Source organism: Chitinophaga sp. Ak27 (assembly GCF_012726295.1).
Taxonomy (GTDB): domain Bacteria; phylum Bacteroidota; class Bacteroidia; order Chitinophagales; family Chitinophagaceae; genus Chitinophaga.
The window spans coordinates 362933-384218 of the sequence record NZ_JABAOB010000007.1 but is presented as its reverse complement, the minus strand read 5'-3'; the positions used below and the strand labels follow the sequence as shown (position 1 = coordinate 384218).

General features: G+C 47.5%; 11 protein-coding genes and 1 tRNA gene. 5 read left to right on the top strand and 7 right to left on the bottom strand.

The features are described from left to right. Positions 1-10: 10 nt before the first annotated feature. The 7 genes from HGH90_RS23700 to HGH90_RS23670 form a co-directional block, all read right to left on the bottom strand. Positions 11-988, bottom strand: a complete 978-nt coding sequence (locus tag HGH90_RS23700) for an isoaspartyl peptidase/L-asparaginase family protein (RefSeq protein WP_247679990.1) — start codon at positions 986-988, stop codon at positions 11-13. Positions 989-1072: 84 nt separating this feature from the next. Beyond that, positions 1073-2116: a cyanophycinase gene (locus tag HGH90_RS23695; protein ID WP_169192032.1), complete on the bottom strand. Its 1044-nt coding sequence runs from the start codon at positions 2114-2116 to the stop codon at positions 1073-1075. Positions 2117-2153: 37 nt separating this feature from the next. After that, complete coding sequence (locus HGH90_RS23690; RefSeq protein ID WP_169192031.1) at positions 2154-3545, bottom strand: RagB/SusD family nutrient uptake outer membrane protein; 1392 nt, start codon at positions 3543-3545, stop codon at positions 2154-2156. 11 nt (positions 3546-3556) lie between these two features. After that, positions 3557-6913 carry a SusC/RagA family TonB-linked outer membrane protein gene (locus HGH90_RS23685; protein ID WP_211172673.1) on the bottom strand — a complete coding sequence of 1119 codons (3357 nt, stop codon included), beginning with the start codon at positions 6911-6913 and terminating at the stop codon, positions 3557-3559. Positions 6914-7021: 108 nt separating this feature from the next. Next, complete coding sequence (locus tag HGH90_RS23680) at positions 7022-8062, bottom strand: FecR domain-containing protein (protein WP_168766209.1); 1041 nt, start codon at positions 8060-8062, stop codon at positions 7022-7024. 92 nt (positions 8063-8154) lie between these two features. Next, positions 8155-8781, bottom strand: a complete 627-nt coding sequence (locus HGH90_RS23675; RefSeq protein WP_168766208.1) for an RNA polymerase sigma factor — start codon at positions 8779-8781, stop codon at positions 8155-8157. Positions 8782-8844: 63 nt separating this feature from the next. Continuing rightward, positions 8845-10383: a hypothetical protein gene (locus tag HGH90_RS23670; RefSeq protein WP_169192030.1), complete on the bottom strand. Its 1539-nt coding sequence runs from the start codon at positions 10381-10383 to the stop codon at positions 8845-8847. A 205-nt stretch (positions 10384-10588) separates the two neighbouring features. Here HGH90_RS23670 and HGH90_RS23665 point away from each other — a divergent pair. The 5 genes from HGH90_RS23665 to HGH90_RS23645 all read left to right on the top strand — a co-directional run bounded on the left by HGH90_RS23665 (position 10589) and on the right by HGH90_RS23645 (position 21276). Beyond that, a tRNA-Gln gene (locus tag HGH90_RS23665) sits at positions 10589-10659 on the top strand. Positions 10660-10779: 120 nt separating this feature from the next. Then, a complete protein-coding gene (locus HGH90_RS23660) occupies positions 10780-11778 on the top strand; it encodes a Fic family protein (protein ID WP_168765849.1) in 999 nt (332 codons plus the stop codon). 360 nt (positions 11779-12138) lie between these two features. Beyond that, complete coding sequence (locus HGH90_RS23655; protein WP_169192029.1) at positions 12139-16212, top strand: hybrid sensor histidine kinase/response regulator transcription factor; 4074 nt, start codon at positions 12139-12141, stop codon at positions 16210-16212. A 204-nt stretch (positions 16213-16416) separates the two neighbouring features. Beyond that, positions 16417-19608: a SusC/RagA family TonB-linked outer membrane protein gene (locus tag HGH90_RS23650; RefSeq protein WP_169192028.1), complete on the top strand. Its 3192-nt coding sequence runs from the start codon at positions 16417-16419 to the stop codon at positions 19606-19608. Positions 19609-19626: 18 nt separating this feature from the next. Further along, positions 19627-21276, top strand: coding sequence for a RagB/SusD family nutrient uptake outer membrane protein (locus HGH90_RS23645; RefSeq protein ID WP_169192027.1), 1650 nt, complete (start codon positions 19627-19629; stop codon positions 21274-21276). The last annotated feature ends 10 nt before the right edge of the window (positions 21277-21286 follow it).

The following is a 21286-nucleotide window of genomic DNA, read 5'->3' as shown; positions in this document are numbered from 1 at the left end:
TTATTATTTATTAGTCTTTATAGATAAAGACTTCTATTTTACCGTCTTTGGTAACACTACCACGATACATGCCTTCTGTATTAAAAGACATGGTCATATTACCATTTTTATCGAGCGCAATCAGGCCGCCATCGCCACCCATATCGCCTACTTTTTTGATCACTGTTTTACCCGCCTGTTGCACCGTATATCCTTTATACTCCATCAGAGCAGATAAATCGTATGCTACCACATTCCGGATATAAAATTCACCCCAGCCGGTACAGGAGATGGCCGCAGTTTCGTTGTTGGCATACGTACCCGCGCCAATAACCGGCGAGTCCCCAATGCGGCCGAATTTCTTATCGGTCATACCTCCGGTAGAAGTCGCAGCTGCCAGGTTACCTTGTTTATCCAGGGCCACTGCGCCTACAGTACCGAACTTATAATCCCTGTTCTTAATGCCCAGTTTGCCGGACTGATTAGATACATGCGTTTTAAGTGCTGCGATAGAGTCATCTTTCAACGCCCTTTGCAGGTCGTTCCAGCGTGATGTTGTTCTGAAGTAGGAAGGATCTACGATAACCAGCCCTGCTTCTTTGGCAAACTTATCGGCGCCAGGACCTACCAGCATCACGTGTTCAGACTTTTCCATTACCGCTCGGGCAGCAGTGATGGGATTGCGAACGGTGGTAACGCCCGCTACTGCACCGGCAGCTTTAGTTTTACCGTTCATGATAGCAGCGTCCAGCTCATTGCGGCCATCGTGCGTAAATACAGCACCTTTGCCGGCATTAAAGAGGGAGTCGTCTTCCAGTATTTTCACCGTAGCCTCCACTGCATCGAGACTGCTGGCTCCTGATTGCAGCACCCGGTAGCCCGTTTCCAGTGCCTTCTTCAGGGAAGCTTTATAAGCAGCTTCTTTCTCCGGTGTCATATTCTTTTTCAGGATAGTACCAGCTCCTCCATGGATCACCAATACATAAGAAGGCGTTTTTTCCTGTGCCATAGCCGGTGTTAAAAACGATATCAAGGATAACAAGAAAAACAAATAACTAAACCGTACTTTCATATCAAACTTTATTAGGAATCATCAAATTGCTTTTTTCTTCAATTGCCCCTTTTCCACCCACCACCAATACCAGCTACCGCCGCTGGCTTTAGCAGGGTCGAAGTCGGCCACGGAAAAGCTGCCGTTGCCATTGGCGGAAGCAGGAATTTCGTACACTTTCAATGCCTGCCCGGCGTGGTTCCATTCCAGTGGCTGACTGTTCTCGCAAAGTTCTGGTTTTTTAAGACTATCTGTCATAATAAAACAGGCTTTACTTACGCCATATACCGTGGCCATCCCATTTTCGTCAATGCACACCGCCGTTTTCTCGTCGGGGGCGATACCGCGTGGGAAAACCGCATTGTCTTTTATAATACGGCTCATAAAGGTAACATGCCTGCCCTCCCGATGACGTTTCAGGTAATGCTGATCGCTGATTACCTGTTGCAGGTAGGGCGCATGCAGGAAGTCGTTATTATAAAGCTTTACGAGTGAATCATATGGGTTGGCGAGTACCGAGTCGGATACTGCGCTGCCACCTTCTCCACTGTAATACCAACCGCTCAATATAGCGCAGCCGGCGCTGGTACCGCCTACCGGCACTTTCTTTTCCTGCAACAGGTAATTAATGGCTGCGTCTACTTTGGTACCTCTCCATTGCTGCATATACCTCGACTGATCTCCTCCGGCAATAAACAACATCTCTGCATGGCGGATAATGTACGCCACCGTGTCGTTGTTGGCCAGCTCCCGACTGGTAATGTTCAGGGTTTCCACTGAGTTTACCTTGCCCAGCGAATCGATATCTGCGTTATAACCGCCGTTGCCGGAAGCGGTGAGCACCACTACATCTCCGCCGCCACTGCGTGATAGCATCCATTGAAAAGCGCCATCTACATTACCTCCGCCACCAATTAACACCACTCCACCTTTCACAGGTGCAGCAACATCGGCTGTATCGCCTATGAAACCAATGGAAGCCGGGCGCCCGGGAATCACCGGCGTTTGGGGTGCAGATTGATAGCAGGCGGAAAAACAGATAGCCGTTGCCGTTATAAGCGGGGAAAAGAGCTGATTTATTTTCATCTGATCGTTGTTATGGTTTTACCGTAAACCCGGGAGATTAGTAGCCTGGGTTTTGTTTCATGTTTTTGTTGGCTTTGGTTTCTGCGTCGGGAATAGGGAAAATATATCCTTTGTCGCCGGGTTTCAGCAATACTTTGCCTTGGGCATTGACAGCGTCTTCCGGGGTCCTGGTTACAGGAAGATTCCTTCTTCTGAGGTCAAACAATCGTTGTCCCTCGAAGGCCAGTTCTTTGAAACGTTCGGTATAAATAGCGTTGATCAGGGCATCTTTACCGGCAAACGCTTCCGGCGTGTAACCATTGATACGCGCGGTCCGCAGCGCGTTGAGATCTGCGGCGCCCTCGGTCACTTTATTTTTTTCCGCCAGTGCTTCGGCGCGGATCAGGTACATTTCCCCGGTTCTGAACAACTTGATATCGGCGAGACCAGGATTACCAGCCGGGCCGAAATACTTGTTCACGATATACTTTGAGGTGCCATCACCGCGGGTATCATCATACAGGATGTAAGCAGGATAGCGCACGTCATTGTTCTTATCAAACAGGTTAATCAGTTCAAAGGAAGGTGCATAATACACGATGTCGCCATCGTAGTAGACAGCTCCTACGGGGTCATCGGCGCCGGCCACCTGTTTCAGTTTCCAGATCACCTCAGCAGATTTGGTATCTTTCCAGATGCCAGGGAATTCGCTGGCAGTAGCCAATGGCAAGGCATCAATAGCTTCCGTAGCATAAGTAATGGCATCGTCCCATTTTTTCTGGTACAGTGCTACACGCGCACGGATGGCAGCAACTCCGGTACGGGTAATTCTTGTATTATCGTCTGCATCGGCAGGAATCAGGGTACTGGCCAGCTGCAGGTCTTTTTCTATACCTGCCATCACTTCTCCAAAGGTATTACGGGCAGGAAAACTGTTGATCGCCGTATCCATCAGGGGTACGCCCATGGCAGCGGGGTCGTATGCTTCTGCATAACTCTGCAATAGCTGGAAATGGCAATAGGCGCGCAACGCCAGTCCCTCGCCGCGGTATTTATCTTTCAGGGCAATATCATCTCCTTTGGCGGGTACGCGGTTAATAGCAGCCAGCACCCGGTTTACACGATCCAGCGTGATGTAATATTCACCAAAAGAACCGGTAATAGTGGTGGTGCCCGGATCTATTTGCCAGCGGTAAGTGGCAACGCCCCTACCCAGGTTGTTTTCATTGGGCAACATACATTCATCTGTAACCAGCGAAACGCTGTAGATCGTATTGTACGTAAGCTGTGTATAAGCGCCCAGCAGCCCGCCGTTCAGGTCGGCCACATTGCGAAAAGTCCGTTCCGGATCAATAATGGAGTCGGTAGGTTGCAGGTCCAGCTGCTTGTTACAAGAAAACAAAATGAACGGCAGCAGTAATGCGATATATTTTAAATGACGAAACATCATAATTGCTGATTTTAGAAATTAACATTCAGGCCAAAAGTGTAGGTCCGTGCACTGGGATAGTCAAACATGCCTTCCCCATTATTATTTTCCGGATCAAAGCTTTTCCATTTGGTCCAGGTATAAAGGTTCTGTGCCTGTGCAAATACCTGTATACCCTGCACGAATTTTAAGTGCGTCAATAGTTGTTTGGGGAAGTTATACCCGATATTCACATTCCTTAAACGGATATAAGAAGCATCCTGGATATCTTTTGAAGAGTAATTTCTCGCGGCAGTGATCCTGGGCAGCACGGCATGATCGCCGGGCTTTTTCCAGCGGTCGTACAGCATACGCTTCGATTGGTTGCTGCTGGCAAAAGAAGGATTCTCGTTGTAGTAATCTTCGTTCAGGTAACGCATGGCTTTATCAGCGAACGTAAACAGGGCGTTAGCATAAAGCCCTTTCCAATTGAGCGATGTATTAAAGCCACCGGTGAAGGGAGGAATATAGGTACCAAACTCTGCGACGCTCAGTGCTGTTTCGTTGTAGTTGGAAGTTTTTTTACCCTCACGGTCGTAGTATTGTGGATCACCTGTTTCCGGATCTACGCCGGCCCATTTAGGCGCGTAGTGGGAACCGTAGGGTAATCCTACTCTTACAATCTGGGAAAGGCCCTGGGTAAATTCACCTGCGCCGCCCAGGTCGGTGATCACGTTTTTATTATAGGCAAAGTTGACGCCTACACTCCAAGTAAAATCTTTACGGCGGATCACATCTCCCTGGATATCCATTTCTATCCCCCTGTTGCGCATAGCGCCTGAGTTCAGGAACATGCTGTAGAAGCCGGAAGTGATGGACATTGGTTGATCTACAAACAGGTTGTTGGTTACTTTATTATATACGTCGGTAACGAGGCGGATGCGGTTATTCCATACCCCGAGGTCGAAGCCGATGTTAAGTTCTTTGGCATACTCCCAGTCGTAGGCCGGGTTACCGGGTTGCGCAGGGATAATAGCGGGGATACCGCCATACTGGTCTGTTTTATAGGTACGGAAATAGGCGAATGGTCCGAGCCCGGAAAATGGATTCGCAGAAGTACCGTAGCTGGCGCGGAAGCGCAGGTTATTGATAAAGTTGTTGTCTGCCAGGAAATTTTCCTTCTTCACTTCCCAGCCCAAGCCAACGGAATAGAAACCATGCCAGCGGTTGTTGATAGGCACGGTGGAAGCGCCATCACGCCGGTAGCTGGCATTGAGCGTATATTTTTCGTTGAAGGTATAACGGCCTACTGCGATATAAGATGCCAACGCACTTTGCGTACGACCGCCATGCAACAACGGCGTGTAGGGCGAACCAGGAGTAATGGCAGCAGGTGTAGCCGGCAGGCGGCCATCGAGGTCGTAACCGGTATAGTCGAAAGAACGGTAGTTATTTTTTGTGAACTCGAAGTAACCGGACACTTCAAAGTCGTGCATCCTGTTAATTATTTTCGACCAGGTAAGCCCTGAAGTACTTACCAGGGTGAAGTTACGGGTAGTGCCTTCGCCGAAGCTGCCTTTGGAACCATTGTCTATTTTATAACCTGAGTAAGAATCGGGGTTTACATATTGTTCAGCAACGGTTTCCCTGAAGTCCAGTCCCAGTCGTGTTTTCGCCACCAGTCCTTTTGTAAGTTGGTAGTTCAGCGATGTACCGATAATACTTTTCAGCTGGTTTTCTTTGCTGGAGGTATTCAACATGGCTTCCAATGCACGGCTGCCTTCGCGGGGATCCAGCGTGGGGTATTTGTCGCGGTTATAGCGGGTCATGAGCGTGCCGTCGGGTGCGTATGGATATTCGTAGGGCATGGCATAGTATACGGCCGACAAGGTATTATCGCCGTTGCTGGAGCCTTCCCGCCGTATAAAGGAGGATTCGGAGTAGGCGAGGCCGATGTTAATGTTGGCAGTTAATCTGCCGGCATTAAAGTCTACGTTATTCTTCAGGCTATAGCGTCTGAGCCCCGACCGCCGGGCGATACCCTGCTGATCGAAATAATTTACGGAGCTATAAAATCTCACGTTATCATTGCCGCCGCTGGCGCTTAACTGATGTTCCTGGAACTTACCTGTTTGCAGGAATATTTTCCTCCAGTTAGTGTTCATTCCTCTGAGGCTATCGAGGATGTGGTTGGCCTGCTGCTGTTCCTGTGGGGTTTTGGTAGCATAGTCAGGATTTTTGGGAGAATAATCCCAGCCGGGACCATTACTTTCACCAGTTTCCAGGCCGACTTCTTCCTGGAACTGCAGGACTTCGGCCGAGTTCATCATCTGGTATTTGGGGGTGGTCATGTTGGAAAAACCGTATTGCGACTTATAGGCAATACCCACTTTACCGGATTGTCCTTTTTTGGTAGTGATCACAATCACGCCGTTGGAGCCGCGGGAGCCATACAGGGCTTTGGCAGAAGCATCTTTCAGTACCGTAACGGAGGCAATATCTTCGGGGTTAATGCCCTGGAATTGGCCGGATTCAATGGGGATACCATCCATTACATAGAGGGCAGCGGAACTGCCATTGATGGTGCCTACCCCCCTGATGGTTACTTTAGCGCTGGCGCCTGGCTGACCGGAGCCTGCAGATACTACCATGCCGGGTACGCGTCCCTGCAGGATCTGGTCGAAGCTGGCCATAGGTACCTGGGTAATTTTATCGGCGCCCACCACACCGGAGGCGGCGGTCGATTTATCCCGGGTATAATTCGTGTAGCCGGTAACCGTTACTGCGTTCAGGGTTTTGATATCTTCAATGAGCTTCACATTTATTTCGGATCGCTGGTCAATATCTACCTGTTGACTTACATAGCCTACCAGCGAGAACTGTAGCGATTTAGCGTTGTCGGGTATATTCAGGGTATAGGTACCGTCGGTATGGGTGAGGGTACCGATGGTGGTGCCGGCTGCTCTTACCGTAACACCGGGAAGGGGAAGATTATCCGTTCCCCGCACGGTTCCATGGATAGCAATGTTTACTGCCGCTTTAGCGGTTGCATCGGCGTAAATCACTACCAGTCCATCTTCTTTAAGCCGGTACGCTAATCCGGTACCAGTGAGGGCCTGGGCCATTACTGCATCCAGGGTAGCCTCTTTGGCATAAACGGTGACCTTTCTGTCGGCGGGCAGTGTTTTATCGTGAAACACAAACCGGTAGGCGGTTTGATGTTCCAGTGTTTTCAGCAGTTGCCTGATACTGGTTTCTTTTACCTGCAGGGTAATGCTTTCCTGTGCGGAACAAATGGCTTGTACCTGCAGGCAGATTAAAAAAAGAAAGACTGTCAATTTCATAGTTAGCAGCAGTTTGCCGGTGGGAACAGGTTTTCCCTTCCACTCCAGGAATACAAGTTTTAACATACCTTTGATGTTGGTTTAGTAAATGATCAAATCCGACATTTTTCTGACCTAAGTCCGGGGGAAGTGTTCCAGCACTTCCCCCCTTTTTATTTTTGGTTGATATATCGTTTACTTACTGATAATAATTTCTCCGTTAAGCATTTTAAAATTAAATGGATACGATAATTGCAGCGCGTCCAGCGCTTTTATGATTGTTTCACTCTCGAAAGTTCCTGAATAGCGGTACTGCTTCACTGTATCGTCGGCAAATACGATCCGGATGCCATACCATTTTTCCAATTCGGCAGCGATTTGCTCCAGCGGTTCATTCTCTATTTCGAGCCGGTTTCTTACCCAGGCAATTTCCCTGGCTTTATGATTCACCGGGTCAGCATCCAATGATGCTACCGTAAAAGGAGTGGTTGTATTGGTTGTTAATTTCTGATTAGGTGCTAGTACTATTTTCTGTGTGGGTTTCCCGGCCAGCGTTACCTCTATCTTTCCTTTAAACAGGGCGGTAGCTGTTTGTCCGCTACCTGTGTAGGCGCTGACATTAAAAACAGTACCCAGCACTTTGATATCAAGTGCAGCAGTATGTACAATAAAGGGGAACTGTGCATTTTGGGTAACATCGAAAAAGGCTTCGCCGGTGAGGGTAAGGCTCCTGTTACTGTGATTGAATCCCGGCGCCAGCTGTATAGTACTATTTTGCCGTAAAACGATGGCAGAGCCATCGGGCAATACCACCGTTTTCCGCGGCTCGCCGCCGGACTTGATAGCAGTGGCCTCTTCAACAGGTTTCTGCTGATACGGTGAAAAAAATAACACGCCGGCAGCCAGCACGAGTACGCCTCCTATCATGGCAGCATATGGCCATATACGCCGGGGCCGGCGTATTGTTACAGGCACTGTTTCTTCCAGTGCCTGATGCAGCAAGTCATAGCGCGCGATCCCGTCTTCCAGGTGTTTTAGCTGCTCCAGGCGGTTACCCTGGCCGGCAGATAACAGTCTCACCATATGGCGGGCTTCAGCCACAGCGGCGCTTTTTTCAGGATGCCTGGTTATCCAGTTCTCCCAAAACTGTATATCTGCCTCCTGCTCTTCCAGGCAATAGCGCTGGAAAGATTCGTCGCAAGCAAAATCAATGGCTTCGTAATCCTGGAAATTCATGTAGGTAATGCCTTTAGATATACAGACGGCATAAAGCAGCTTTTTTCCTAAGGATTTTTCAATTTTTTTTTGAGAGAGAGAAAGAGCGCTGTTTATTTCAGCATTTTTCTTAACGTCTTGATGGCGTCATAGATCGTATTATAGGCCGTTTTCACGGTTTGCGATGTCTGGGCAGCGATTTGTTCATAAGTCATTCCTTCAAAAAACTTCAGCCTTACCAGCTCTATTTGCCGGGGAGTTAACGCTTTCAGCGCCTGTTGCAGGCGATGCTTTATTTCTTCGTCCTGTTGGTGGCGGATAATCATTTCTTCGTACGACAACTCACTCTCCGCTTCCTTATCGGTCATCCGGTGAATAGCTGCATGGATTTTGGCCTGGTAGGCCAACTGATCAAGTAGTTGTCGTTTCAGGGCCGTAAACAGGTATCCCTGCACATTCGTCACAGGTGGCAGCGTAGCCTGCTTGGTCCACAGCTGCAGAAACAACTGGGTAATACAATCTTTTACCAGTTCATCGTTGCTGCCTGTTTTCAATCCAAATCGCAGCAAATGTGAATAGGTGTTATTATACAACGCAAACAACGCCTGTTTGTCGCCTTTCCTCAGGCGCTCCCAATAAATATGATTATCGTCTTCATAAGCATCCATGCGCCGTTGTTGTATGCTGAACATGACCGGCAACTGGCCATCTGCCAGCTTTCCAGGAAAGGTATACACCATACCAGGTGTTTTCCGCCGGTTAAGATACAGCGAAAAAAACTTTATCGGGCATATCTTCTTTGTTCAGATACCGAGCATCGCCCGCTCGTCTTCCGCCGCTATTTCCTCCGGCGAACGTTCCGGCATGTCGATGACCTCTGTCAACAACAGCGTATATCCCAGCAATAATACGATGAGCAATACCTGGTAACGCAGCACAATAGGCGCTGCAAACACGCTGAAGCCAAAGTTGAGCAGGATGAAAGTCCAGCATAGCAACAAGGCGAGGTTAAATTTGCGGGAGGTACGCCTGATCCCTTTCCTGATAAGGTAGCGGATCGTTTCCTCCAGGAACAGCACATGACAAACAACAATCAGCCAGGGAAATATAGCCATGAGCGTTAGTTGTATATCCCCGTATTTACCCACCGGCTTTTCTTTTGCGCCATCTGTAAAGAAAGCTGCCACATTTTGCAAGTTGGATCCCATATAAGGGCGGTTATAGGCTGCCAGCACTTCCATTTCAGGGAAGAGGTATTGTTTGGCATTGGGCCACAGGTAATAATGAAGAAAGTCCCAGGGATATTTTTTTATCATGTATGTACCATAGCTACCAAACAAAGGCGCCACATTCGCCCAGCCAGTATAGGTATCTTTTCCCGGGTGCGCCTGGTTATAACGCGCCAGCATGATCTTTTGAGGTCCGCCGTTATCCCACATAAATGCCGATCCAACACTTGGATCTATCCTGCCTTTGCCCTGTTTCAACAATGTACAATACTGGTACACCAGTTTATGCATAGGTTCCAACTCAGCAGGTACGCCCGTGGAATCTATTTTAACATACTGCAGCATATACATCGAGTTATTCATCATTTGCCAACCGCTGAAAGCGGAAAACAAACGTATGCCCGCATGCTCATAACTCTTTTGGCGGACAAACAATACAAAGGCGGTAATCAGCACCACCGGGAGCAAAATAGCTGTTATCTTCTGCCAGCGCCGGTACCGGGAGCACAAGATAGGAATCAATGCCACCAGCGGATAAAACATGGCGTTATAACGTATGGTAAATGCCGCCCCCAACACCAGTCCATGCAATACCAGTAAAGTGGTGGTAGGTTTATGCAGGATCCACAACAGCAGGGTAATCCAGGTCAGTCCCAATGACAAAAACAAAGCATCTGAAATAAAATAATTGCCCAGGAAAGGAAACAAGGGATTAATGAGCAGAAAGGCATAAAACCCATAACGGAAATAACTTTCGGGATGAAAGATATATACCACGCTGAAATAAAAGAAGAAAGCGCTCACCTCCAGCAAAGTAAACTGCAATACTGCCAATACTGTTTCTGAATGCGATACCTGGTGAAACAACCATAAAAACCTGGAATACCCGATAGGCCAGATATTATAATCCATGTGCTTCAGGGTTGTTTCCATATAAGACCCGGTATCGGATGTAAAATCCATATATGGAAAAAAATGTTTAAACACCATCATTTTAATCATGGCCATTACTACTGCACCTGCCAATAACAGCTGGTTCCGGCGATGGACAAAGATAAAAGAGGCAAAGCCGGGAGCGGGACGCAGGAAAGACGTGGCGGTTGTTAACAGCATAATTTGAGGGTATTGATTGCAGGGTTTTACAAATGCGCTTGCGCTTACAAGAATAAGGGAAGAGGCTGAAATGGTAATTCAGTGGTATATAAATACCTGGCAGCCATACTATTACAGCATATTTTTTGTGCAAATCGCAATAAAAAGTGCTTAAAAATTTGGTATTTATGAGAAAAGTTATAATTTCGCGGTCCTGATTTACTATTGCCTGATAGTATAACGGTAGTACGACAGACTCTGACTCTGTTTGTCTTGGTTCGAATCCAGGTCAGGCAACAATAAGAAACCCACTCTGAGAGTGGGTTTAATTTTTTAATAGCACGACGCAATGATAGAATCATGTGATACTATCATTGTTTTTTAAATCTATACAGGAGTGCTTAAAAAAATTTATATTTGATAGTATCACATGATACTATCATTGTTAAAAAAATGACTCCTCCATATCAGATAACAAATAGCATTCTTCAGCTTATTGCTTCTGTCTCTGAAAAGATTGGAGCTATAAATGCTACTCATCTGCAAAAAGCTCCCGCAACTTTAAGAAAAACTAACCGGATTAAAACCATACAATCCTCACTGGAAATTGAAGGTAACACACTTACGGAAGAGCAAGTGACTGCCATCTTAAATAACAAGAGGATATTAGCCCCCCAAAAGGACATCCTGGAAGTAAAAAATGCTATAGCATTATATGATGCCATCCAGGAATTTAAGCCTAATAGTCAAACCTCCTTTTTAAAGGCCCATAAGATATTGATGCAAGGGCTCATCGCCGCACCTGGAAAAATACGGAATACAGGTGTTGGAATCGTTAATGGATCAAAGATTGCTCATATTGCTCCTCCTGGGCAAATGGTAAAACCCCTGCTGAACGAATTATTCACTTATTTAAAAAGTAATAAGGACCTCCCACTCATAAAAAGTTGCGTTTTCCACTATGAAATTGAATTTATTCATCCGTTCATTGACGGAAACGGAAGAATGGGACGCTTCTGGCAAACCATTATCCTTAAAGAGCACTATCCTATTTTTGAATTTCTTCCTATTGAAGCGGTAGTAAAAAAGCGTCAGCAGGACTACTACAAAGCACTCAGTATTGCCGACAAATCGGGGAACTCCACCGTATTTATCGAATTTATGCTCACTGTAATAGAGGAAACCTTAAATGAATTGTCTTTGAATCAATTGGTCCCTATAAAAGGGAAAGACAGGATAACACAATTTGCAGCGTTCATAAAGGGCGCTTCCTTTAGTAGAAAAATTTACCTGGCGCATTTCAAAAATATATCTGTTGCTACTGCCAGCCGTGATCTGAAAGAGGCCGTAGAAGCAGGCATTCTGAAAAAGGGAGGAGATAAGAATACATCCGTCTATAAGTTTAAAAAAACTTGAAATATTGCAGGCTCTGATACTGCCTGTCTCCCCTACGTGATAGTATCACGTGATACTATCATACAATCCATGGTCAGCCGAATAAAGCATGTTATTCAACAAAAAGTAAGTGAAAGAATTAGCGGAGATTATCTGGAATTAACATGTTTGCGAGGCATTTTTCTGGAAACAGATTTTCCAGCAGCTATCCCCACTTTATCTATATATAAATCAGCAATACCTAAATCCTGCGCAAGCTTCTCTCCCATCTCAGGAGAAGCAGCAATAACCTGCCATTAAATGTAAAAACGACAACTAATCCACCCCCTACTTTTATCTCCCTAATATGTTTATATTTATACCACGCCACTACCACACGTTATGTTAAAGACAACGCTACTGATCTCACTCTTATTATGCTTCCTGCTACCTGCCAATGCCCAGGAGTTTTCCTCGCTGAATGTAAACAATGGTCTTTCCAATAACCAGGTAAATTGCATCTTTAAAGATAATCGTGGATTCATGTGGTTTGGCACCATGAGTGGCCTGAATCGCTATGATGGCTTTAATTGCAGGGTGTTTCGGCATAGTGCCACCGATTCCTCTTCCATCTCCGACGACTATGTTACCGCCATCACTTCTGCTCCTGGCAACCGGCTGTTTATACGCACCCGGAACGGCGATGTGTTGTATGATCCTGTTACCGAACAGTTTACCAATGCCGCCGGATGGCTGAAAAGTAAAGGCCTGCCCATTACAGGGATCACTGCCTTGCAGCAAACCAGTCAATCCTGCTGGATAGGCTACCAGGATGGTAACATCTATCAGTTAGCAGGAGAAAAAGTACAACGTTGGCAATTCCATACAGGCGTACCGGTGGCGGATATTACATCCACTGCACCGGGGCAGTTAGGCGTTCTTTATATCAATGGCGAGCTGGATATACTACAGGAAAAAAACGGGCAACTGCTGTCACACACGGATACCCTCACCCATTTTATCGATAACCGGCCACTATCCCTCCGCCTCTTTACCGACGCACAGCTCGACAAGTGGATATACATGCCAGGCACCGATTTCGGCGTCATCTATATCAACGGCCAAACCGGCAATGTACGCCGCCTCACGTCTAAAAACAGTGCACTCAATAACGATATCATTAACGGTATTGTGCAGGATGAGAAGGGGTATATCTGGATTGGCACCGATCACGGTGGCATCAATGTGTTGAACAAGGCCGACTTCAGCTGTTATTATCTCCGTAAGCGTGCGGAAGATGTAAAAAGCATCGCGGAAAACACCATTTATACCCTGTATAAAGATAACCTGGGCATCATCTGGTGCGGCACCTATAAACGGGGCGTCAGTTACTATGCGGAAAATATGATGAAGTTTTCATTGTATGTACACAAATATGCCGATCCGCAGAGTTTAAGCTATAACGATGTCAACTGCTTTACAGAAGACCGGAAAGGAAATATATGGATCGGCTCCAACGGCGGAGGGCTCATCTACTTCGATCGCCAGGCCAATACGTTTTCACAGCTAAAACACGATCCGGGCAACGACAACAGTATCAGCAGCGACGTCATCTTAAGCTTGTTTTTAGACAGTGATAATAGCCTGTGGATAGGATACTACTTCGGTGGCCTCGACCACTACAATAATGGCCGCATTACCCACTACCGGCCAGGCGCCGCCAAAAACAGCCTGGGTAGTAAAAGTGTATGGAAGATCTATAAAGACAGCCAGCAGAATTTTTGGATTGGCACCCTGGGAGGAGGCCTCGACCGCTTCGACCAGTCGGCCGGCTTATTCTATCACAACAACGCCAACATTCCGAACTCCGTGCATTCCAATTTCATTACCGACCTGGCGGAAGACCGCAAAGGCAGTCTCTGGATAGGCACCGCCTACGGCATCGATGTACTGGATAAAGCCAAAGGCGTGTACATTCACTACCTACACGACTCGCACCAACTGAGCAACGATAACACCAATTCCCTGCTCTGCGACAGCCGCGGCATCATGTGGGTAGGTACCCGCGATGGCCTCAATGCCTACGATCCGGACAAACAACAGTTTATTGTTTTTCGTATGAAAGACGGGCTACCCGATAACAACATTATTTCTATCCTGGAAGACAACGACCATCACCTATGGGTAAGCACATCCAATGGTCTGAGTAAAATAACGGTACTACCGGAAAAGAATGGCAGGATCAACATCAACTGCCATAACTACGACGAAAAAGATGGTTTGCAGGGCAATGCGTTTAACATCAACGCCGCGCTCAAGCTCAGGTCTGGCGAACTGCTGTTTGGTGGCTACGACGGATTCAATATTTTTAACCCGGCGGCTGTAAAACCCATCCGGCAGGAACCCCCCATTGTGTTTACCAGCCTGCAATTATTTAACCGCACTATTGCAGTAAATGAAACTATACACCATCACGTCATACTGCCTGCTGCGATGCCTGAAACCCGGGAAATTGTGCTACGCCATGACGAAAACGATTTTTCCATCGATTTCGCCACACTCGATTTTACCAATACCGATAAAAACCGGTATACCTATGCCTATAAGCTGGAAGGGTTTAATAAAGAATGGCAAACCACCGACGGAAAATCCAGGCGTATTAACTACACCAATATCAACCCCGGCAACTATACCTTGTACCTGCGGGTAGTCAGTGACGACCAGGTGAATCAATGGAAGGGCATTTCCCTGCATATACGCATCCTGCCGCCCTTCTGGGCCACGCCACTGGCCTACATCACTTACCTGCTGTTGATAACGGCTATCCTCCTGCTGTTGAGAAAGATTGTACTTCACCGGGCACAACGCCGTTTTGCGCTGGAACAGGAGCGGCGCGAAGCCCGGCAGTTGCACGAATTGGACATGCTCAAAATTAAACTGTTCACCAATCTCAGTCATGAATTCAAAACACCCGTTTCGCTGATCATAGCGCCCCTGGAAGAAGTCATTGCCCATGAAACCGACCATAACTTCCGCCACAAGCTATACCTGATACGCCGTAATGCCAAACGACTGCTTTACCTGGCTAACCAGTTGATGGATTTCCGGAAGATGGAAATGCAGGAGCTAAAGTTAAATCCGGCCAATGGCGACATTATCGCATTTATCCGCGATGTGGTATACTCTTTTACAGACCTGGCCGAACGCAAACAGGTGGAATTTTCCTTTTTTGCCGAAAATGAAACTTTGTTTACCAGCTTCGATCACGATAAAATGGAGCGGATATTATTTAACCTGCTCTCCAATGCTTTTAAATTCACCCTCTCCGGGGGCAGCGTAAAAGTATTTACCAGCTATACCCAAACAAACGATCAGGCGCTCCTCGAAATCCGCGTAGACGATACCGGGATCGGCATCCCCCCGGAACGGCATGAAAAAATCTTTGAGCAGTTTTTTCACAGCGATTCCCCCGGCGGATTTGTGAATCAGGGCAGCGGTATTGGCCTGGCCATTACCCGGGAATTCATCAAACTCTGTAAAGGTACCATCGGGGTGAACAGCGAGGTGAATAGAGGCACTACCTTTACCCTTCACTTACCCCTGGAAATACTTCCTGCTGCCACTGTGCCGCCAGAACCCGCCATCACTGCCAGCTTAGTGGGCCCTGCCTTGCCGGAACCCATCACTCCCGAACCTGCCACCCAGTTAAAACAAGAAGAAAAACAAACCATCCTGCTGGTAGAAGATAACGACGACTTCCGCTTTTACCTGAAAGAAAACATGAAAGCCCACTATCATATTATTGAGGCGACTGATGGCGTGAGCGGCTGGCAGAAGACCCTGTCCACGCACCCCGATCTGGTAGTAAGCGATGTTAATATGCCCGCCATGAACGGCCTCGCCCTCTGTACCAAAATCAAAAGTGATAACCGCACCCGGCAAATTCCTGTGATATTACTGACCGCCCTCACAGCGGAAGAAGAACAGTTGCGTGGATTGGAAAACGGGGCAGATGACTACATAATTAAACCCGTACGATTTGAAATCATGCTCTCCCGGGTACGTAACTTACTGACGCGCAAGGCGCCCGCCAAACAAATGATCGTATTACCACCACCGGATACTATCACCGCCTTATTATCGGCCGACGAAAAGTTCTTGCAAAAAGCCCTGGAAATTGTGAATAAACATCTGTCCAACGCCAACTTCTCCGTAGAAGAACTAAGCCGGGAACTATTCATGAACCGGGTATCCGTTTACCGGCGCATCTATAGTATTACCGGGCAGCCTCCTATTGAGTTTATCAGGGGAGTACGCTTACAGCGGGCAGCCCAATTGCTTGCCCAAACAGAAATGAGCGTAGCAGAAGTTGCCTACGAAGTAGGCTTTAACAACCCGAAATACTTTACTAAGTACTTCAAAATGATGTACCAGGTACTGCCTTCTGCCTATGCCGCCGCAATGAAAAAAGAATAGCTGCAACAAAATATACCCTTGACCATATACATTTAATACCCTTGCCACGCAACATAATAACCTGAATTATAAACATCCGGATACCCTGCATTAGGATCAATAAGAATAACTTTATCCCCATCGCCACAAATGCTACGTCTATGAAATAGCAAAACCAAAGTCAGTAGAAGATTCCTTTTTTAAAAATTTTTAATTTCTCCACGTATGAAAAGAGCCAGTATTACTGGAAAGCCATATCTATGGGTATGGCTAACGATCACTTGCTGTGCCTTTGCTTTTACTGCAAGCGCACAAAATCCACCTCCAGGAAAAAAAATTACAGGTACTGTTACTGCCCACGAGTCGGGGCAACCTGTGCCCGGCGCCACTATTGTTTTTAAAGGCACTACTACCGGTGTAGCTACCGACGCCCTGGGCAAATTCAGTATCGCCGCCGCCCCCGGTCAGGTACTCACCATCAGTTCTATTGGTTTTACCACGAAAGAGGTAACCGTAGGCAATGGCGCTGTTCAGAATATTGTTATCAGCGAATCCAGGAGCGCTCTCCAGGACGTGGTAGTAATAGGTTACGGCACCATGAAAAAAACGGACCAGAGTAGCGCGCAGGTGTCTATTTCCTCTGCCGATATCAACAAAACGATTAACACTACCCTGGATCAGGCCATACAAGGCCGCGCTGCCGGCGTTTATGTAACACAAAACTCCGGGCAGCCGGGTGGTGGCATCTCCGTTAATATCCGCGGGGTAAATACTATTGGCGGTACCAACGAGCCATTGTATGTAATAGATGGGGTACAGATACAACCGGCTGTAGTATCTTATGGCGTTACCAGCTCCGTGAATCCGCTGGCAGGTATCAATCCATCTGACATTGAATCCATGGAAATATTGCAGGGCCCCTCCGCTACCGCTGTATATGGCTCCCGCGCCACCAACGGGGTAGTATTGATCACCACCAAAAGAGGACAGGCAGGCCTGAAAGTAAGTTATAATTATCTCTATACTTCCCAGGAAAGGCCGGAAGAAGTGAATACAATGAGCCTGCAACAATTTGCCATTATGAGCAACGAAATTGCCAGCCAACTGAATCGCACGCCTACGCCGGAATTCAAAAACCCTGCGGTACTCGGCGCAGGCACCAACTGGCAACAGGCACTTTTTAAAGTAGCTCCCTTACAAAAACACCAGGTCACCGTTAGCAATGGAAATAAAAATACCAACTACTACATGGGAGGTGAATATTTCTCCCAACAGGGGGTAGCTATCGGCTCTAACTTCGATCGCTATTCCTTCCGGCTCAACCTCGACAACAAAGCATTCGACTGGCTCAAATTAAGTACTTCCCTTAATTTCTACCAGACGAAAGAAAAACTGGGCGCTACCAGCGAAGATGTAATCAGAAACGCCATCAATCTAGCGCCTAATGTCCCTGTAAAAAATCCGGACGGCAGCTGGGGCGGTGCCACTACCAATGAATTTGGTAACAACGCACAGTACGCCCCACTCAATCCGGTAGCCATCGCCAACCTGGTTAACAACAACTATAAAAGAACCGGAGGCCTCGGCGGCGTTAGCGCGGAATTAAATCTTATACCAGGACTTACCTTCCGCACCAGCTTTAACGGCAATTTCGAATATGCCGACGGATCTAAATTTACGCCTACGTACCAGCTGGGATATGCCTCCAATGAAAAAGCTACGCTCAGCATTAGTACCAACAAAAATTTCTACTGGAACCTCAATGAACTGTTACAGTACAATAAAACATTCGGAAAACACAGCATCAGCGTAATGGCCAGCCATGAGGCACAGGCATGGAATTACCAGAGCTTTTCCGCCTCCCGTACCGGCTTCGCCAGCAACGAAATCCCTTCGCTCAATCTCGGCAATGCCCAGGGACAAACCACCGGCTCCGGCAAAGGTTCCGGCGCATTGGAGTCTTACCTCGGACGTATCAACTATGTATACAACGATAAATATATCCTCCAGCTGGCCGGCCGTGCAGATGGATCTTCCAACTTCGGCACCAACAACAAATGGGGCTACTTTCCCTCTGTGTCAGCAGCATGGCGCATTTCCAATGAACCTTTCATGAAAAATGTTAGCTTCATCAACGATCTCAAACTGCGGGCAGAATATGGCACCACCGGTAACACCGGCGGCGGTGGCGCACAATACGCACGGCTCAATGCAGTAACCACCCCATGGGGAACCGGTTTTGCTACGGCGCTGTATGGAAATGAAAACATTAAGTGGGAATCTACCACCACAAAAAATATAGGCTTCAACATCAGTCTGCTGGACAACAGGATACAACTGGAAGGCGACTACTACATCAAAAAAACAGATAACCTCCTGCTGCTAAATCCTTTGCCCGCTTACATGGGCACACAGGGAGAAGGCGCCATCACCCCACCTACCATCAATATCGGTTCCCTGCAGAACAAAGGTTTTGGTATCACCTTAAACACCGTGAATATCAAGAGCGGCAGCGGTTTTGTATGGAGAACCAATTTCAATATCTCTTCCTTTAAAACTAAAATCCTGCAGTTCTATTCAGACAACGCCTTTGTTTCACACAGCGCCTGGTATATGAATAACTTCAGTGAACGCGCTGCCGTAGGACAAGCACCCTGGCTGTTTTATGGCTACGTGGCCGATGGCATATTCGCTTCTGTAGACGAGATCAACAAGAGCGCTATCCCCACCAAAGCAGATGGCAGCCGCCTCGATGTATCCAAAGATGGCGGCGTATGGGTAGGCGATATCAAATACAAAGACCTGAATGGCGACAATGTAATCGACTCCCGTGACCAGACCTTTATCGGGAATCCCTGGCCAAAATTTACCTTTGGATTCACCAACACTTTCTCCTATAAAGGCTTTGATCTGAGCGTACTGATTACTGGTTCACAAGGCAATGATATTTATAACTACCTGCGCTTTGAAAACACCAACCCCAATAACATCAACCTCGGACGTAACCTACTGGTAGAGGCTTTCGACTATGCCAGGTTTACCAACGACGGAGATAAATCTACCCTGCTGAATCCCGGCACCAAAGTACCCAGGATTACCGGTTCAGACGTAAATGGTAACGGCAACCGCTTCACCAATCTCTTTGTAGAAGACGGCTCCTATATAAGGATCAAGAATGTGCAACTGGGATATAATGTACCTAACTCGCTGCTGAGAAAGCAACCGGTTATAAAAGCGGTAAGACTTTCCGTCGGCGTGCAGAACCTGGCCACTTTCACAAAGTATAAAGGCTATGATCCCGAGGTGGGTGCCTCCATTGGTAAGGAAGTGCAACTCAACAGCCAGTTCTATGGCGTGGATGGCGGCCGCTATCCTTTAACCAGGATGTATTCTGCCAGCGTTGCAGTTGATTTTTAAAGCAGTAAAAAAAAGATCATGAATTATCATTCATATACAAAATACCTGACCGCATTCTTAATTTTGGCTATCCTGGGTAGCTGCAGCAAGGACTTCCTGAACAGGCCACCGGAAGACAGCATTGTGGATGCTAACTTCTACCAGACATCCGACCAGGTATGGGCTGGTACCGCCCCGCTCTATGGCCTCGTATGGTTTGCCTACAACGACAAAGCCTCTCACGGCCTGGGCGATGGAAGAGGCGGTGTACTCATGTCGGGCTCCTACCAGATAGAAAATATCCGCATGCAAACTACCGATGTTACGCCGGAAGTATACAGTTCCTGGACAGCATTCTTCAACGTGGTAGCGCAATCCAATATGGCGATCAACAACGTTACCAAATACACCGCTAAGAGTGTACCCGACAACGTTAAAAACGGCGCTATTGCAGAAGGCCGTTTTATGCGGGCACTCGCCTATTCCTACCTGGTGCAAAACTGGGGACCGGTGCCCGTGATTGTCGATAACAACGTATTGGTAACAGATACTTCTATCAGTCGCAATACTGTAGAATCTGTATGGGGCTTCATTATCCGTGAGTTTCGCTATGCAGCCGCCAACCTTCCCACTGTACCCGTGCAAAAAGGCCGCTTAACCAAATGGTCGGCAGAAGGGATGCTGGCAAAAGCATACCTTACACGCGCAGGCGTAGGTAGCGGGCAAACACGGCGGCAAGCTGATCTCGACAGCGCAAAATGGTTTGCTAAAGATGTGATCAGCAACAGCGGCGCAGCACTCATGAGCAATTATGAAGACCTGTTCCTGACGAAAAATAATAACAACTCCGAAAGCCTGTTTTCCCTGCAATGGAAATATGACGGCGACTGGGGCACGCAAAACAGCGTGCAGGCATTCCTGGCCTATGGCTCTGAAATCACCGGCTTTGCGGATGGATGGGGCAGTGACCTGGGCGCTTCGCTGGACCAGCTAAAATTATATTCTCCCAATGACAAAAGACGCAAAGGCACCTTTATGTTCCCGGGCGATCATTACACCTATATTCATCAGTCGGTAGATGATCCTAATAATCCCGGAAAGAAGATCATACAGGAACTACAGGTCCCCTGGCGCTACAATGGAACCGAACGGTATAACACACGGGCATGGGTAAAAAAATATGTTGTAGGCAGGCCGGAAGACAATGATGGAAAAGTAACCCAGCAGCATACAGAAATTAACACCTACATGCTGCGGTTAGCAGATGTATACCTCATATATGCGGAAGCCATACTCGGTAATGCTGCCACCACTGCCGACGGAGAAGCGCTTTCGTATTTTAACGCCGTGCGCCAGCGCGCCGGGCTGCTGCCCAAATCCAGCATTACCTGGGATGATATCTATAAGGAAAGAAGATTGGAACTCGCCATGGAAGGACAAGCATGGTACGACATCCTGCGCCTGCATTATTACAATCCGCAAAAGGCCATCAGCATCCTGAATGCACAGGATAAAGGCACCTACCGCATTGTACCCGATAAGGAAACCAATGCTACCAGCTGGACAATCACCTCTGATACACCGGCATTTTACCCGGTAACAGAAAGCAACTTCCTGCTGCCGCTGCCGGCTGCCGAATTATCGGCCGCTCCCAATCTCCGGAAACCACCGGTACCTTATCCTTATTAATCTTCAAAAT